A 17,626-nucleotide genomic window follows, 5' to 3' on the forward strand; every position below is an offset into this window, starting at 1 on the left:
TGCTATAATTTTAAAATGGCACAACAAAGAACTGTTTTAATTGTTTATATTTTCTAACAATTCAACCCATCGCTTTATACCTTTCGCTTCGTCCATGCCCGATCCTAGGGCTAACTCAAAAACAAACGTAACAATGAAATACGCTTTTTTTATCATACAAAAAAATTTACGAGTGAAAGAAAAAGAAAGCGTTTTCATTAACGATTAGGAGGTTATTCAATGAATTTAACAGTAAAAATATTCATTGGTCTGATTCTTGGTGCGGCGATCGGCTTAGCCTTGAACTTGGGGGCGCCCGATTTATTCACTACATTAGACACATATATATTCGGTCCATTAGGTACCATCTTCTTAAATCTGATTAAGATGCTTGTTGTGCCGATTGTCTTCTTCTCCATTACGCTAGGGACAGCTTCTTTGGGTGATCCGAAGAAACTGGGGCGCATTGGTGGTAAAACTGTAGGCTTCTTCCTTGTTACGACAACGATTGCGATTGCCATTGCAATTTCCTTAGCTTACGTCGTGGAACCGGGAAATATCGATATCGATACGACAGGTGCTGAATATGAGAGTTCAGAAGCGCCGACAGTAGTCGAAACATTTACGAACATTATTCCGACCAACCCAATCCAAGCGATGGTTGAAGGGAATATGTTGCAGATCATCTTCTTCTCTATCTTTATCGGCCTTGCTTTGGCAATGCTTGGTAAAAAGACGAGTGGACTGATGAAAGCCATTGAACAAGGTAATGACATTATGATGTACCTTGTAAACATGATCATGAAGTTTGCGCCATATGGTGCCTTTGGTTTATTAGCGTCAGCGATTGGTGAGATGGGGTTAGATGGTGCGCAAGCGATGTTCATGTATATGGTTGTCGTCATTGCCGCCCTATTCATTCATGCGATTGTAACGTACGGATCTGCTGTTTCCTTCTTAGGAAAGATGAGCCCGGTCAAATTCTTCAAAGGGTTCTTCCCGGCTATGACAGTCGGTTTCAGTACCTCCAGTAGTAGTTCTACGCTACCAATCTCTATGAAAACAGCTCAAGAGAATTTGAATGTGCCAAAACCGATCAGTAGTTTCGTGCAACCGCTCGGTGCCACCATCAACATGGATGGTACAGCCATCATGCAAGGTGTGGCGACTGTATTTATTGCTCAAGTGTATGGCATTGATTTATCCTTCTCTGCGATTATTATGGTCATTCTTACAGCCGTTCTTGCCAGTATCGGAACAGCTGGGGTGCCAGGAGTTGGACTCATCATGCTTGCGATGGTATTGAATCAAGTGGCTTTGCCGGTAGAAGGTATTGCGCTGATCATTGGTATCGACCGTCTGTTGGATATGACGCGTACAGCCTTGAACATTACGGGTGATGCCGCATGTGCGGTCGTTGTGTCAGAGTCTGAGAAAAAACACGGTATTGAAAATCTAGAAGAACAGCGTCTTCAAGCTTAATGTGACGAGCCGTCTCCAATGGGAGGCGGCTTTTTTCTATGGGATAAGGAATGTGTAAAGCTGGGCACTCTAGGGTATATTTACAAAAAAGGAAGCGAAAGAGGTGGTCCTGTGTTTTATTCGGTAACATTACAGAAAATCATAATTCTTACGGGGATTGGTGTCATTATAGGCGCAATTGTAGGCTTCACATCTGTACAAGGGTTCGGTTTGGATGGATCGACCTTCGTCCTGTCGATGTTCTTAAGTATCATTTCTGTCTATGCTACAGCGATGTATGCGGAGCTTTATCACATACGTGAAGCGATCAATAAGCAAAGAAGAGAAAAAGGATAATGACTTAAGGGAAACGACCAGATATTGTCTGGTCGTTTTTTGTGTTAGAAAAGCTGAGAAAGGTTCTGCTCAATGGAAGTTTGTTTTGTGCGCAGATGGTATGGCCGTTTCGACGCTTTTCAATATATAGAGCAGCCAACACCGCTGAGAAAAGTCCTCTCTCGATTGCTTAACGCCTTGATTCGAGCGAAAAAGGTAGATGTGCAGGTAGGGACAAAAGAATGACTTGCCTGTCTCTGTTTGCTTTCACTTCATTATCCTTAGTTTGGTGGTATATTCATTAGGAGTATAAAGGCATAAAGGAGCAGTACAACCCCCATGATCCAGTAGCTCGTTTTCGTCAACTTCTTGAAAATAACGAAAAACGTGATGAGCACGACAGATAATATGAAGAACCAATAAAATAAAGTCATGTGAGCCTCTGACTTCCAGAAGTGGTTTTAGAAACAAATGGATATATGAACGGTAACAATGAGGAGCGCCTCCTATTTAATACGTCTGTTTGTACAATCATAAATTGATTGGTAGCCAGCGTTCAAGTTTTTCTCCTTTGTATCGTTTAAACTCCTGTCATTATGGGAAAAGTAGAAGGTAGCAGCTATGGCGAGAATGGGGAGGGGAAGGTATGCTTAGGTTGCAATGCACGAAGAATACTTATACATGAATGTTTTCGAGGTATTGTTTATCGTTATTACAGTACTTTGGTTAGTGGAATTCTTCTTATTCCGAAACCGGAGTAGCGAAGATGGTGGACAGCTTGAGCGTCGATCTTTTCCTCTCATTCTTGTTGCCATTATTCTAGCGATTGTTTTATCTCTAGTGATGAGAGAGTTGCAAACGGGGATTATCGTTTCTAGCACTCTATGGTGGGTAGGATTAGTGATCTACGCTGCTGGAGTGGGCTTGAGATACTGGGGGATTTTGCATTTAAAAGATCAATTCACCCGGGATGTATCCGTTCAAAAGGGGGATAAGCTAGTCAGTACCGGACCGTACCGGAAGTTGAGGCATCCTCTTTATACAGGGCTTTTTTTTATCATCGTCGGTTTTTGTTTGGGAGTAGGGAATATATGGACGGCTGTGTTCTGTGGAGGTCTTGTGACCATTGCTTTACTACATAGAATTCGCATAGAAGAAGCAATGCTTATTGAAGCTCACGGGGACTTGTACCGGCAGTGGTGTGAGAACAGATACCGCTTAGTTCCATTTGTTTATTAAATTCGGAGGTGGATGCTTTGAACAAAAAGAAAGCGATCGTTGTTGGAGCAGGTCTTGGTGGAATGTCAGCAGCTATCAGATTGAATGCTGATGGGTATGATGTGAAAGTCATCGAGAAAAACAGTAATATCGGTGGGAAATTGAATAAGCGGGAAGGAAAAGGATTCACTTTTGACACAGGGCCATCGATCTTGACGATGCCGTGGGTGCTGGAGCAATTGTTTGAAAGTGTTCACCGTCGCCTTGAGGATTATATCACTGTAGAACGTGTAGAGCCGCAGTGGAGAACATTTTTTGAAGACGGAAAGCAGCTTGATGTGACAAGCGACCTGCCTTCTATGTTGGAAGAGATGGCGAAAGTGACTGATCGACCGAACCGTAAACTGACAGATTTCCTATCATATAGTCAGGACATGTATGAATTATGTATGAAGAGCTTCTATAAATATAGTATCTCGGATTTGAAAGATTTGAAGAGCCATCATAAGCTTAGTGAGCTCTTTCAGATGGATCCGATGAGCACGGTAGCGAAATCGACGAAAAAGCAATTTGATAATAAGTACTTAGAGCAGTTGTTCAATTTCTTTGTGATGTACGTCGGTTCGAATCCGTATTCTTCACCAGCTATTCTGAACCAGCTTGTGTATGTGCAACTTGGGCTAGGGATTCATTATGTCAAAGGTGGCATGTACAAGATTGCTGAAGCTATGGGTCAGTTGATGGAAGAGCTTCGAGTTGATGTTCAATTGAATACGCCGGTCAAACAACTCGTTGTGGAAGGGGACCGTGTCGTTGGTGTCGAGACGGAAGATGGAACCGTCCATGAAGCGGATGTGATTGTGTCGAACTTAGAAGCGATTCCGGCATATCGCCGTTTAGCTCCTGCTACTTCTAAAGTGAAGAAGGAAACGAAGTCTCTGGAGAAGAAATTTGATCCGACCGTCTCTGGGCTTGTTCTTCTATTAGGTACAGATAAGAAGTTCGATCACTTGAAGCACCATAACTTCTTTTTCTCAGAAGACCCGGAGAAAGAATTCAAACAGATCTTCGACCAAGGCAAGCCGGCAGACGATCCGACGATTTATATTGGAATTTCTTCCCGCTCAGATGATACGCAAGCGCCGGAAGGAAAAGATAACTTATTCGTGTTGACCCACGTACCACCGCTGACGAATGGCAAGCGTAAGCCGATAGATTGGAATCAATACCGAGAAGTTGTGTTAGATAAATTAGAACGAATGGGCGTCTCAGGCCTTCGTGATTCAATAGAATTCGAATACCGTTTCACTCCAGAGGATTTGGAGTCTCTTTACGGGCCGAATGGTGGTTCCATTTATGGAATTGCTGCTGATCGTAAAACGAATGGCGGCTTCAAGATTCCTTCAAAGAGCCAAGTTTATGAAGGTCTCTATTTCGTCGGTGGGTCTACTCACCCTGGCGGAGGAGTTCCGATGGTTACGTTATCCGGTCAATTGACAGCAGACTTAATTAAAGAACAAGAAAAAGAAACTGTAAAGTCATAAGATAATGGGTGTAAGGGCCAGCGATTGCTGGTCTTTTTTTATGAGCTGTAGAATACCATGCTTCTTAGGGCATACTGTTCAGATGAGTTGGTGTGTACGCTCAACCTTAATGGATTTATTTTCTAAATAAAATATTAAGCGGAAATCGTTTCGTGAGATAAGGGTAAGGGAATGGATGACCAATATAGCTTTACATAGATTGAGGTGGTTGGATTTGGCAGATTGGATTGTGTTTTCGCTGTTCTTCCTTGCGGGGGTCGGAACATTTTTTGTAGCCTCGCAATTATCGATTTTCGGGGATGCTGTGAAAGAAAAAAGTCGTGCTTCGTCAGCTTTCATGGGAGCGATCATAGGGGTGGCCATTTCTTTGCCCGAGCTTACATCGAGCGTCACGGCGATCATAATAGATAGCCCGGACTTAGCTGTAGGAAATCTGATTGGCAGTAACCTGTTTAACATTATGGGTCTTGCTATCTTTGATATCGTGTATCGTCGTTATCAAATCATGACGCATGCAACGCCGGAGAGTAAGATGTATGGGTGGCTTGTCATCTTTATGACGCTCGTGGTGGTAGCGGGGTTATCACTCACATTACCTACCGCAGTGTTCCATATAAGCTATACATCGATTATTATTGTGATGCTCTATTTTATTGGATCGAAATATATCAATGACCGGACAGACTATCAAGGTCGGAAAGTGAAGAAAGAAAACGAGAAATATAGTGATTATACGTACAAGCAGGTGTTAGTCAGGTTTATTGCGGCAGCGTTTGCGATTATGCTCATCGGTAGTGTGTTAACCGTGACGGCTGAAAGGATATCGGTCATTACCGGAATTGGCGCTTCATTTATCGGCTCTTTCTTAGTCGCGATCAGTACGTCTTTACCGGATGCTGTCAGTGTAGGGACGGCACTCAAGTTACGCAATTTTAATTTGGGAATCAGTTCTCTTTTGGGGAGTAATGCGTTTAATCTGATGATTCTCGCGATTACCGATGCTTTCTACTTTCGGGGCAATCTACTGCAGGAATCAGGAGTGGCGAACATCATTACAGGAGGCGTTTCGATCCTGTTCATCTTGTTCGTAATCTACAGCATCACACGTAATCATAAACGAGCTGGATACTTGATCCCTTCAATGTTGATCATCGTCTGCTATTTCATTACGACGTATTTTGTATTTCAAATCAAATAGAAAAAGCTTCTGCAACCCAAACATGGATGCAGAAGCTTTTTTGTGTTCTAGGACGTATTGAACATAAGAATTTAACTGGACGTTTCTTTTTTCTTCACTTGATTGGCTTTTGTGAATGGTAACCACCAGTTCCAGTCGCCGAGAAGCTTCATCAAGCTAGGGACTAGAAGTAAACGAATGATCGTGGCATCGATAAAGATGGCGACTGCAATCCCGATTCCGATCTGTTTAACAGGAACAACGCCTGTAAATGCGAATGCTCCTGTGATGACAATCATGATTAAAGCAGCAGAAGTAATGATCTTGCTCGTATTAGCCAACCCTTCTACTGTAGACTTCGTGTTGTCTCCATTTTGTAAATAAAATTCATGGATTCTGGAGATTAGGAACACTTCGTAGTCCATACTCAACCCGAACACGAGGCTGAACACGATGACAGGTAAAACAAGGGCGATATCCGCCTCATTGAGCCCGAAGTGACCTCCTTGGAAGATCCACACAAGGATACCGAATGTAGAGGCAAGTCCGATGATGTTCATGAGAATCGCTTTTAACGGGATGATGACGGACCGGAAAGCGATAGTCAAAATGATGAAAGTGGAGATGATGATGATCGCTAATGTGATGCCGATCTTATCGTAAATTTCGGTATAGATTTCTTCGTTGAATTTTGGTTGACCGCCAAACATCATCTCTACGTCCCATGAATCGCTCGACCACTGGGTCATCAGTTCTTGGGCCTCCGAAGAGTTAGCGGAAGCTGTCAAATGCACAGGAATCATCAGTAAATCTTCATTAATGAATTGGTTGATAGCCGGTTGCAACTGTTCTCTTACTTGAGGTTGGTCGAGAGACGCTGCGAGCTCTTCGGGTGTGTTGAAATCGGTTGCTGAATAAAGGGTATCGACGGAGTCGACAATTTCTTCATCCGATAATTGCTCTTCAAGATCTTTGATTTGTTCAAGACCATCTGACTCCAACCAATCGCCATCCCGTTCAGCGATGACGTAGGCTGTGCTTTCTTCCCCGTCCATGAACGTCTCATCAATCGTCTCAAAAGCGGCGCGAGAATCATAACTCTTAGGGAGTGCGTCGATTGTCGGAATTGATAGATTCATATTGAACACAGGGATGACGCCAATCCCTAGAATGATGAGCGCAATAAAGGCGATGATCACGGGATGCTTCATTACGCCGCGGGCGAATGTCCGCCATCTAGGTGTAGTATCTTTATCTGTCGAAATGATCCTCCACTTATCAATTTTTGATCCTAACACGTACAGGAGTGAAGGGAGCAAGGTGAGAGAAGCAAGCACCGCTGCAACAATGACAATGGATCCGCCGATTGCAATGTTTGTGAAAATATCGACTTGTATGACGCTCATGGCAGCAAGTCCGATAAACACACAAACAGCAGAAAAGATAATGGAACGACCTGCTGTCTGGATGGTCGTCATTAAGGCTTCGGCTTTTTCTTGTTTCAAGCGTTCCTCCCGGTAGCGGTTGATAAACAGTAAGGCAAAATCAATGCTTAAAGCAAGGCCGATCATGGGAACAATATTCAGGATGAAAATGGACAACTGTGTATCTTGACCGATGATCGCTAACACCCCGAAACCTGCTACAATCGTTATGGCTCCGATGATCAGAGGGAGCAGGGAAGCGACGACCGTTCCGAATGCAAGCAATAAAATGAGTAAGGCGACAGGGAGGCCGATTAATTCGGCGCGCTTCAAATCGTCTTGGCTTGCTTTATTTATGTCTTCTGAAATGACAGGGGCTCCGGTTAAACTGACGCCTGATTCTTCAGACGTAATATCTTTAACATCACTGATGACTTGATTTATATCCAATGACTCATCTGTGAAGAACAGGGATGCATAGGCAACATCGCCTTCTTGCATCTCTTCGTTATCGATTGGTGACTGGATGCTTGATGCTGCATCCAAGTCTTCTATTTCCGTTAAAAGCGATGAAATCTCTTCATCTGATTTTTCTTCAAACAATACCAGTAAAGTCGATTCTGGGAAGTCGAACTCTTCGTTCAGGATGTCTTCCACTTCTTCAAATTCTCCATCTGTACGAAACCCGTCACCGTCTAATAATGAAGGTAACTGTATGGCGAAGTACCCCATGGCGACTGCGATTACAATCCATAGGGCTAAGAGCCATTTATGGAACCGCACAATCAAAGAGGATAGTTTACTCATCAACACAAACTCCTTTATATCAATCTCTTATTTCTGTAGCTCTGCTCATCCTTGTTGCTGATCCTTAATTTCTCCTACTCCGTTATAACCCTCTCTATCCTGAATATGAGTCTCTTGGCTCCTCTATGGAAGAATGACTAGGGTGTGGTGGGAAATAACCCTCTTTCCTGCGGTGGAACCGGCAAGCTTCCTCGGTCGTTGGCACTCCCTGTGGGGTCTCGCCTGAGTCCTTCTCCCGCGGGAGTCTCGTCATTTCCCATCACACCCACCCAAATATAGATAGTCGGACCATTTTTTGATGTAAGAATGTCGACATGAATATAATCAACTCATACGCTGAGAATAACAATCATTGACGAAAGTATCTCAACCTTATTCGCTATTTGCATGTGATTTCGAGAGACTGTATAGGCACGGGGAGATAAGTATAGTAGAGAAAAATGACATCAATGTGTAACAGGATATTTATATACATGCTCCCTTCAAATCATACTCCTTTTCCTTTCTTTTGAAAACTGATAGGTCGTTAGGTGTAGGGTTGATGATGTTGTGGAAAATACCAAAGGAAGTGGAGGTGGGATGAATGGAGATTCCTGAGAATATTATTAATGAAGCGAAACAGAGAATAGAACCTTATGCAGTCGAAGGATTTGTGTTAGGGAAAGGGGATCAGAATAGCGACATCATGGTTGTCGGGGAAGCCCCTGGTGAGAATGAAGCGGTAAAAGGAGTACCTTTTATTGGCCGTGCAGGAAAAGAACTGGATAAGCAATTCAATCTGTTGGGGTGGGATCGAGAGAAGGTCTACATTACGAGTGTTGTGCGAAGTCGTCCTTATCGCTGGGTTGAGGCGAACAATGAGTCAGGCCAGAGGAAAGCGAACCGAAAGCCCAATCAAAAAGAAATCATCGCTCATGCGCCGTTATTGGATTATCAAATACGTAAGGTGGATCCTTCTGTTATTGTAGCGCTTGGTGGTGTTGCCTTTAAGCGACTGACAGGGGGTGAGCAACGAATGAGTGATGTGGTCGGTGAGGTTTTTGAAACCAGGGTCTTATGCTGGGATATAGAAGGAGGTCAGTGGTCGGAGTCTGAACGGACTTATGAAATCATACCGCTCTATCACCCTGCCGCAGTATTTTATAATCCGAAGATCAGAGCGGAAATCGAAAGTTCCTTAGAAAAAGTCAGGGATTACTTAGGTCAGAATAGAAAGAAATAAAAAACATCCGCTACCTTTTAGCGGATGTTTGAAATGTTATTGAGCTTGTGGAAGCGGTTCTTTACGCTCGAACACGAAATATCCTTGCTTGCTGATGGATGTGGAGCCGATTCCTGTGTTCCGCCTGCTTTCGATGGCGATTCGATCCTCGTCATCTTCGCCCTTGATGCTATAGATTTCTGTCTCTTGCCGCAGGGTTTCGTCCATCATTCGTTTGATTTGAATGGTTCCTAATACTTCGCCTAACTCTTCGGTTTGCACGGTTTTTCCTGTCTGCACAAATTGATGGTCATTATGGATGACATAGGTTTCCCTTATCATGGTGGATTGTTTAGGTGAGGGCGAAGTGATATCGGCTTTCTTTTGATCGAAACTCAATAGGTTGGCATTTGTCTGTGTTTTCAGCTCTGTGACGGAACTTTTGGATGGCAACATATTTGCAGTGTATATAGCGTGATCCGCCGGGTTCGTCACGAATTGAATACAGAAGAAAGTCAAAGCTGCAATCAGCGGAAGTGGGGCGGTTCGCCTGATCCAGGAAGGGGTTGTGGACGGTCTAGCTTTGGGTGCCCTTAGTACAGCTTTCTTCATATGTTCTTCGTCAAACGGAACTTCATCGTATTTTAACTGTCGATCCAATTTCTTTAACTTGCGATCGAGTAAGTCATTCATTCCGACGTACCTCCTTCTGAAGTCATTTGCTTTTGTAAAAGCTGGCGTGCCCGTCTGAGTCTTGTTTTGACTGTGTTAGGGCTCGCTTGAATGACGTCAGCTAATTCGTTTGTATCGAACTCTTCAAAATAATATAGAATGATGATCTCTCTATATTTTCCCTCAAGCGCTAAAATATGTTGAAATAATTCTTCGTCTTCACTTTGGTTCAACACGTACTCTTCGGGTGTATATTGCGTCGAAGGGAGGCTTCTGAACAACTCTGTCCCTTTTTTGACGACTCTTTTCATATAAGAGCTTTTCAAATGGTCTTTACACAGATTGATTGAAATTTTGTATAACCAGGTTTTCACACTAGATTCTTCTTTAAAGCTCGAGTATTTTTGATACGCTTTAATAAACGTCTCTTGAGTGATATCTTCAGCTAAGGAGTGGTCTTTTACATAGGAGTAGGCTAACCACTTTAAATCATGGCCATAATCTTGAATCCACTGTTCGACCCGTTGATCCATGTCGACCTTATCATCGGGGGTGACGGGGCTTGTGCGTTGTTTATGTATCAATTTGTCCCACCTCATAACTTAGACGACACTCCTTTGCTTGAGGTTTTGGTAAAATAGAAATATCTAACTCTATTAAAACACGTTTAGCTATATTTGGAAAATGCGGTCTCGTTCATCAGGGGGAATGAAGAATGAAAAATCCGGGTAGATGGAATGCGTTGGCTGGAACGGTCATCTTAGTTGTTTGGTGCTTTATTTTTTTTGTGAGTAAAATTGATATTGCTCTAGGGTTAGTGTTCTTTGTGCTTGTTCCGCTGTTAGTTGAAGAAGTCGTGAAACACAAGGAAGGTAATCGTGCAGAACAGTGGTTATGGAAAGTGATGCAAACCTCTCTGCCTTTCGCTGGAGCGGGAGCGATATCTGTCACATTGCCTGCTGGAGTGGAAGCGGGGTGGTGGGCGGCTATTTGGTTCTTCTATACTCTGCTTCTTGCTTTCGGTGGTTTGATGCGTCTATTGGGCCGTGGAGTGCGACCGATGGAGGAAACGATCATTGATATTGGTTTGATGTACATAGCTGTCGGTGGAGGGTGGCTCTTAATTGCTCAAGCGGGATGGTCTGATTACCTTCCTTATTCGGAGACGATTGTCCAATTAACAGCTATCCACTTTCACTACGCGGCCTTTGTCCTTCCATTAGTGACGGGCTTCTTCGGGCGTTATCGCTCCGATGGAAATCGTGTCCGAAAAAGGTATATGCACAGGCCATACCATGTCCTTGCGGTTGGGGTCATCATCGGTCCGATCCTAGTTGCGGTTGGACTCGATCAAGGACCTCCTGTAGAAGTAATCACTGTTGGTCTTTATGTCTTAATTCTAATATGGCTATGTATCTGGTGGATCTGGATGTCGATTGACTTGAGCACTTGGGCAGGGGCTGGCTTAAGAGGTGCTTCCTTAGTGTTACTTGGAACGATGGTTCTCTCGTTCTTATATAGTTTAGGGTTGATGATCGATGCGTATTCGATTACGGTGCATAGAATGGTCTCTTACCACGGCTTATTGAATGCTTTTGGCTTTTCTGTTTTAGCTGTACTGTCTTGGAGAAGGACGGGTGCGCCGCAACGTCATCGCTATACGAGCTTCCCTGTCAGCCGGGTGAGGGCGAGTGGATATATTGGAAATGACGCGGTGTACAAAAATAAATGGGTGGAAAGCTATCGATCGGAATCGGGGTTGATTCCGACCTGGAGGTTCTTTCAGAGCGACCGTTTTGACCCTACCACCATCCACCCTCTCGTAAGGCGGTTTTACTTGCGCACGGATCAATATGACATGCACGCTTCTATTCGTTGGCAAAGGGGCTTCCGTAGACTTTCTGGTATGAGTCATCGTTTAACTAAACGCTTCGGACAGATCAATCTTCCACCTTCAAGTGATGTGGAGATGAACGGGGAGATTGTAGCTATATCGGATGAACAAGATGGACGGCGCCATGTGCGGGCCTGGATCAGGAAAAACAGGGAGACGGATGAGCCGATTTTTACAGCTCTTTACTCCTTTCATAAGCAAGCGGAAGAGCGCTACATGAATATTGGACTGCCTTTGCCGTTCGGTATGATGACGGGGGTGTTGCGTTTGCAGAAAGATGACGGGGATGGTCTTATTTTATCAAGTCATCAACGCGTGGATGCCAGAGGGGATGAAGGGGTATATGTGACGTTGGGGAGCTGGACGATTCGTACGCCTCTTAGGGAATGGTTTCACGTTCAAGCAGATGAAAGTGGAGAGCTGATCGCGAAGCATTTTCTATCTCTATTGAACATCCCTTTTCTAACGATTACGTACCACATCCGCGAAAAAGCTGTGAAGTAGATTCATTGTAGAATCTGCTTTTAGAATTGTCTATTCGGTTTACTCCCGGAATAAGAGACAGAAAAAGAAAAGACCTCTTCTATTCGGGGGAGATAGAAGAGGTCTTATTCGTGTTGCAGATATTATTGAGCTGTTTTGTGGTCAGTCTTTCTGGGTTCGTTGTTCAAGCTGTCTAACCGGTGGAGTAGATCGACACCGAAGTCAGCCGTCGAACCTGGGTTCTCGTTGAAAATACCACGACTAGACTCATAAGCGGAGGAACCATGCTCAGCAAAGTCCAAGCCAGAGATTTCTTCCTGACGAGATACGCGAATACCGTTTGTCAGTGCTTTGATCAGGAGAACAGCACCTGCTGTAGTAGCCATTGTCCAAGCGATTACCGCCAAGATGCCGACTGCTTGAATACCTAGAAGGCTGATTCCGCCTCCGTAGAAAAGGCCGCCTTCGACAGAGAATAGTCCAACAGCGAGAGTACCCCAAATGCCGCAAATACCATGAACAGCAATGGCGCCTACAGGGTCGTCAATGCGTGCTACGCGATCAAGGAATTGAACGGCTTCGACTAGAATGACACCGGCAATCAATCCGATTGCGATGGCGCCGATCAAGGATACATTCGCTGTACCCGCTGTAATTCCGACAAGTCCGGCGAGCGCGCCGTTCAAAGTAAGAGAAGCATCAATCCGTTTGAATTTCGCTTGGGAGTAAAAAGCAGATCCGATAATTCCCGCTGAAGCGGATAATAGTGTCGTCGCTACAACAGAAGGGATTAAGGAAGGATCGGCTGCGAGCGTACTTCCACCGTTGAATCCGAACCAACCGAACCATAGGATGAATACACCTAAAGCACCTAAAGGAATGTTGTGTCCAGGGATGACGTTGACGGTTTTACCGCTATATTTACCAAGGCGTGGTCCGAGGAACATGACCGTCACGATGGCACCTAGGGCACCAGTCAAGTGGACGACTGTAGAACCGGCAAAGTCAACGAATCCGAGGGAGGACAACCATCCACCGCCCCAAACCCAGTGGCCTACTACAGGATAGATGAAGCCTGTCATTAAAACGGTAAGGAGAAGGTAAGAGTTCAGTTTCATTCGTTCGGCGACAGCACCTGAGATGATCGTCGCACAGGTCGCGGCAAAGACAGCTTGGAAAACGAAGAATCCGATTTGGTCTTCTTGTCCTGTAAGGAAGAACCCATCAATTCCGATGATCCCACCGCCAGACGTTCCGAACATGATCCCGTACCCGACAACAAAGTAGAGTACAGCAGCGATGGACATGGTCATGAAGTTTTTCATTAAAATGTTGAGAGCGTTCTTCGATCGTGTGAAGCCAGACTCAACCATAGCAAAACCTGCGTGCATAAAGAATACTAAAAAGGCGGCAATCATGATCCAAACCATGTCCAGAGACTGTAATACGGATTCAGGTGTTACCGCTTGTGCACTTGCGATAACGGGGAAACTAAACAAAGCAATAATAAATAAAAGAGCGATTTTTTTCATTCGATTCATCCATCCTTCCAAAATAATCGTGATTAAATGAGAGCGGCTTTACCAGTTTCTCCTGTTCGAATGCGGAAAACTTCCTCAATTGTAGAAACGAAGATCTTCCCATCACCAACTTCATTAGTCGCGCAAGAATCCATGATGACATCAATAATGGACTCGAGTTCGTGATCTTCCGCAACCATTTCCACTTTCACCTTCGGATATAGCTTTACTTCGAATCGGCTGCCGCGGAAAATCCCTTCTTGACCTTTCTGTTGTCCACATCCAGCCACTTCTGATACCGTCAACCCTTTGACACCTAAGTGATCGAGGTTTTGGCGGAGTGTTTGGAAGGCTTCAGGACGAATGATAGCCTCTACTTTTTTCATCGATCTTACTCCTCCTTATTCTTGTTTGTGTCAGGTTTTCTAACACATCAAGTTATGAATAAATATAATCATAAAGTAAATATTCAGAAAAATCAATACACTTTATTGCGTTCATGTAAGGAAACGTGACATGTGGATGCTTTGGTAACCGTTTCCATTGTGATGAGGACAATAAAAAATCCCTCTTAAAAAAGAGGGAGAAAAATTTATAAGTCATCGAATCCGTTTGTTTCTGACACTTTCGTATATTGCCTGGATTTCTGTTCGAAAAAGTCTGATTTACCTTCATCCACGTCTTGATATGCCCGGATCCATTTGAGTGGATTCTTCTTGTAGGTTGGAAATGGCTTGTCTGCCCCGAGTTGCTTGCAGCGTTTATTCGCCATAAATCGAATGTAGTCGTTTAAATCCTCTAATGGGATCCCAGGGAAGTGGTGGCCGATGATGTGTTCGGCCCATTTAATTTCAAGCTCTGCAGCTTCAGCGAATGTTTCCGTGGCGAAATTTTGGAAATGTTCCTTATCCATGTCTGGGTTTTCGTAAAGCGTTTCTTTAAAGATGCGGGCGAATAAGTTTACATGGATTTGTTCATCACGATTGATGTAATTGATCATCGTACTTGTCGAGACCATCTTGTGATTGCGTGCTAAATTATAGAAGAAAGCGAACCCTGCATAGAAAAACAACCCTTCTAATACGACATCGTACACAATGGACTTCAAGAAATTCTCCGCTGTTGGAGTTTCAATGAATGCCTCGTACCCCTCCGTAATGAACCTATTGCGTTCTAATAAGACCTCGTCGTGTTTCCAGTACTCAAAAATCTCTTCTTGTTCATGCTGGGGTACAAGGGATGATAAGACATAAGAATACGACTGGTTGTGTACGACTTCTTGAAAAGCCAAGACTTGCATAAGGGCGGATAAACTAGAATCTGTTAAATAGTCAGCCACTTTTCCTGAGTAGTCGGTTTGAATCGAATCTAAAAAAGCGAGCAGCCCAATGATTTTCTTAAACGTATGCTTCTCTTCTGGCGATAGATCCGGCCATTGTTTCAAGTCATTGCTCATATTGATCTCATTCGGAATCCAAAAGTTCGAGAGCATGTTCTTGTACATAGGGTAAGCCCATGAAAAAGCGGTATCGTCCCAGTTGAGAACGTTGGAGCTTTGTCCATTGATGATGCCTGTGGATTGGTTCGGGGCATCTTTATCAACGAGTTTGCGTGTTTGGATGTTCGTCATAATGTGGTTCCTCCTTTAGGATGAGCAGCTTTCACATTCATCAACAGCGCCTTGACTGGATGTAGACCTTGTATAATACGTTGTCTTCAAGCCAAGTTTCCACGCTTCTAAATGTAAATCTAATAATTCCTTTGCTTGGATGGAGTTCCGGACATATAGATTGAATGAAATGGATTGGTCGATATACTTTTGACGGGCAGCGTTCTGTCTCATGCTCGCCTTTTGATCGACATCATACGCAGAGGGATAGAACCCGTAAGTGTGATGGTTCAAGTCAGGAGCCGTCACAGGAATCTTGAAATCTTTCTTTTCTTCGGAATAAAACCTCTTGAATATTGGATCAATGCTTGCTGTACTGCCAGCAATTAAAGAGGTGCTGGAGTTCGGAGCCACCGCCATCAGATAACCATTTCTTATACCGTTTCTTTGAACCCTTTCCTGAAGAGCTCTCCAGTTCCAGGATTGCGATTGATCAAACGTTCGTTTAATGAAAAATGCCCCCGTTTGCCATTCGGACCCTTCAAAGTGACCATAGCTACCTTTTTCCTGGGCTAAATCACTGCTCGCTTCAATGGTATAGAAGGCAATTGCCTGGTAGATTTCATCAGCATAGGCGATCGCTTCATCCGATTCCCAAGGGATCTTCTTTAAAGCGAGCAAATGCGCCCACCCGAAGGTTCCGAGCCCTACGCCCCGGTAAGCTTGGTTCGTCAATTGCGCTTGCAGGACGGGGATGGAGTTTTGGTCGATGACGTTATCAAGCATTCGGACTTGAATCTTGATCAATCGTTGCAAGTGACCGGACGGTACCGCTCGCCCTAGGTTTATGCTGGATAAGTTACAAACGACGAAATCTCCGGGATCTTTAACCGTGATGATTTGTCCATCCTCCACATACTGCTGCTCTTGAGAGGAGGCGCTTTGGTTTTGGGTGATTTCTGTACAAAGGTTAGAACAATAAATCATCCCGGCGTGTGAGTTCGGGTTCATTCGGTTCACTTCGTCTCGATAAAACATATACGGTGTCCCTGTTTCAAGCTGACCGATCATGATTCTTTTCATAATATCAATCGCAGGTACGCATTCCTTTGATAGCTCAGGGTGTTCGATGCACTGCTGGTAGTACGTTCGGAATGTCCCGTCCCCAAGATGTTCGTCATACACATCCTCTAAGGCAAACCCCATAACCTGACGCACTTCGTGGGGATCGAATAAATACCAGTCTTCTCTCTGTTCAACAGCTTCCATAAATACATCGGGAATGGATACGCCGGTAAATAAATCGTGCGTGCGCTGTCGTTCGTCTCCATTATTTAATCGACTATCTAGAAAAGAGAAGATATCTTTGTGCCAAACGTCTAAGTAAACGGCAATCGCGCCCTGACGCTGGCCGAGTTGATCGACACTGACGGCTGTATTATTTAACTGCTTCATCCAAGGAATCACACCGGAAGAGACGCCTTTGAACCCTTGGATATCACTGCCGCGGCTTCTGATTTTCCCTAAATAAACGCCGATCCCTCCACCATTTTTACTTAGATTGGCGATATCGGTGTTGCTATCGTAGATCGATTGCAGGCTGTCATCGACTGTATCGATGAAACAGGAGCTGAGTTGCCCGTGCTGTTTACCAGCATTGGCTAGGGTAGGGGTGGCCACAGTCATGTACAGGTGACTTAACGCCCAGTAAGCCTCTTTTACTAACCTGAGACGCTGGCTCTCTTTTTCCTGCGCCATCAATGTCATGGCGATGATCATGAATCGTTCCTGAGGCAGTTCGAATATCTCGTTCTCTTTGGATCTGGCTAAATATCGATCACTTAATGTGCGAAGTCCGATGTAAGTGAATAAATGATCACGTTCTGGTTCAATGGACCCTTCGAGTTCTTCGATGTCTGATTGACTGTAATAGGTAAGAAGTTTCCTGGAATAAATCCCTTTATCTATAAGAGAAACGATTAAGTCATGAAAGTTCACATAAGCATTCTGTTGTTGTCGGTTCGCTCTAGATTGTTTATACATCCAGTTCAAATACACGCGACTTGCGACGAATGTCCAGTCTGGACTCGCTTCATCAATTTCTGCTAAGCAGGCTAAAACCACCTCCTGAGTATGAGCGTCCAGGCTTTTGGCGTTCGTTTTCCCGAGTACGTCACGGATGGGGAGGTGAGGGAACGCTTCCTCTAACCATGTTGTTTCTAAAGTTATACTGTTCATCTTTTCACTCCTTTTTGAACATAAAAAAATCCGCTCGAATTTGAGCGGATGAGACCATGAAAC

15 protein-coding genes are annotated in these 17,626 nt (G+C 44.2%); 8 read left to right on the plus strand and 7 right to left on the minus strand.

Annotated elements, in window-relative coordinates:
- Positions 1–219: 219 nt before the first annotated feature.
- From H0266_RS17600 to H0266_RS17625, 6 genes are all read left to right on the plus strand, one after another.
- Positions 220–1,461 carry a dicarboxylate/amino acid:cation symporter gene (locus H0266_RS17600; RefSeq protein WP_181473762.1) on the plus strand — a complete coding sequence of 414 codons (1,242 nt, stop codon included), beginning with the start codon at positions 220–222 and terminating at the stop codon, positions 1,459–1,461.
- Between the two features lie 111 nt (positions 1,462–1,572).
- Positions 1,573–1,797: a hypothetical protein gene (locus tag H0266_RS17605; protein ID WP_181473763.1), complete on the plus strand. Its 225-nt coding sequence runs from the start codon at positions 1,573–1,575 to the stop codon at positions 1,795–1,797.
- A gap of 87 nt (positions 1,798–1,884) precedes the next feature.
- Positions 1,885–2,022 (plus strand): hypothetical protein, encoded by a 138-nt coding sequence (locus tag H0266_RS17610; RefSeq protein ID WP_181473764.1) that lies wholly within the window; start codon positions 1,885–1,887, stop codon positions 2,020–2,022.
- 435 nt (positions 2,023–2,457) lie between these two features.
- Positions 2,458–3,015 carry a methyltransferase family protein gene (locus H0266_RS17615; protein WP_181473765.1) on the plus strand — a complete coding sequence of 186 codons (558 nt, stop codon included), beginning with the start codon at positions 2,458–2,460 and terminating at the stop codon, positions 3,013–3,015.
- Positions 3,016–3,032: 17 nt separating this feature from the next.
- Positions 3,033–4,538, plus strand: coding sequence for a phytoene desaturase family protein (locus H0266_RS17620; protein ID WP_181473766.1), 1,506 nt, complete (start codon positions 3,033–3,035; stop codon positions 4,536–4,538).
- 214 nt (positions 4,539–4,752) lie between these two features.
- Complete coding sequence (locus H0266_RS17625) at positions 4,753–5,736, plus strand: sodium:calcium antiporter (RefSeq protein ID WP_181473767.1); 984 nt, start codon at positions 4,753–4,755, stop codon at positions 5,734–5,736.
- 71 nt (positions 5,737–5,807) lie between these two features.
- Here H0266_RS17625 and H0266_RS17630 read toward each other — a convergent pair whose 3' ends face one another.
- Positions 5,808–7,946 carry an MMPL family transporter gene (locus tag H0266_RS17630; RefSeq protein WP_181473768.1) on the minus strand — a complete coding sequence of 713 codons (2,139 nt, stop codon included), beginning with the start codon at positions 7,944–7,946 and terminating at the stop codon, positions 5,808–5,810.
- A 583-nt stretch (positions 7,947–8,529) separates the two neighbouring features.
- Between H0266_RS17630 and H0266_RS17635 the strand changes: the two genes are divergently transcribed.
- Positions 8,530–9,168, plus strand: coding sequence for a uracil-DNA glycosylase (locus H0266_RS17635; protein WP_181473769.1), 639 nt, complete (start codon positions 8,530–8,532; stop codon positions 9,166–9,168).
- A 36-nt stretch (positions 9,169–9,204) separates the two neighbouring features.
- Here H0266_RS17635 and H0266_RS17640 read toward each other — a convergent pair whose 3' ends face one another.
- Complete coding sequence (locus H0266_RS17640; protein ID WP_181473770.1) at positions 9,205–9,840, minus strand: hypothetical protein; 636 nt, start codon at positions 9,838–9,840, stop codon at positions 9,205–9,207.
- Positions 9,837–10,403 carry a sigma-70 family RNA polymerase sigma factor gene (locus H0266_RS17645; RefSeq protein WP_181473771.1) on the minus strand — a complete coding sequence of 189 codons (567 nt, stop codon included), beginning with the start codon at positions 10,401–10,403 and terminating at the stop codon, positions 9,837–9,839. The genes H0266_RS17640 and H0266_RS17645 overlap by 4 nt, the downstream gene beginning before the upstream one ends.
- A gap of 131 nt (positions 10,404–10,534) precedes the next feature.
- On the opposite strand from H0266_RS17645, the gene H0266_RS17650 reads away from it, so the two are divergent.
- On the plus strand, positions 10,535–12,217 hold the full coding sequence (locus H0266_RS17650; protein ID WP_181473772.1) for a YndJ family protein: 1,683 nt from the start codon (positions 10,535–10,537) through the stop codon (positions 12,215–12,217).
- Positions 12,218–12,339: 122 nt separating this feature from the next.
- On the opposite strand, the gene H0266_RS17655 is transcribed toward H0266_RS17650, so the two are convergent.
- The 4 genes from H0266_RS17655 to H0266_RS17670 all read right to left on the minus strand — a co-directional run bounded on the left by H0266_RS17655 (position 12,340) and on the right by H0266_RS17670 (position 17,563).
- Complete coding sequence (locus H0266_RS17655) at positions 12,340–13,728, minus strand: ammonium transporter (protein ID WP_181473864.1); 1,389 nt, start codon at positions 13,726–13,728, stop codon at positions 12,340–12,342.
- A 32-nt stretch (positions 13,729–13,760) separates the two neighbouring features.
- Positions 13,761–14,102, minus strand: a complete 342-nt coding sequence (locus H0266_RS17660) for a P-II family nitrogen regulator (RefSeq protein ID WP_181473773.1) — start codon at positions 14,100–14,102, stop codon at positions 13,761–13,763.
- A 206-nt stretch (positions 14,103–14,308) separates the two neighbouring features.
- The gene (locus H0266_RS17665) at positions 14,309–15,346 is read right to left on the minus strand and encodes a ribonucleotide-diphosphate reductase subunit beta (RefSeq protein WP_181473774.1); all 1,038 of its coding nucleotides are present in this window, start codon (positions 15,344–15,346) and stop codon (positions 14,309–14,311) included.
- 15 nt (positions 15,347–15,361) lie between these two features.
- A complete protein-coding gene (locus H0266_RS17670) occupies positions 15,362–17,563 on the minus strand; it encodes a ribonucleoside-diphosphate reductase subunit alpha (protein WP_181473775.1) in 2,202 nt (733 codons plus the stop codon).
- Between the last annotated feature and the right edge of the window lie 63 nt (positions 17,564–17,626).

The organism is Halobacillus locisalis, from assembly GCF_013694105.1.
GTDB lineage: Bacteria > Bacillota > Bacilli > Bacillales > Halobacillaceae > Halobacillus > Halobacillus locisalis.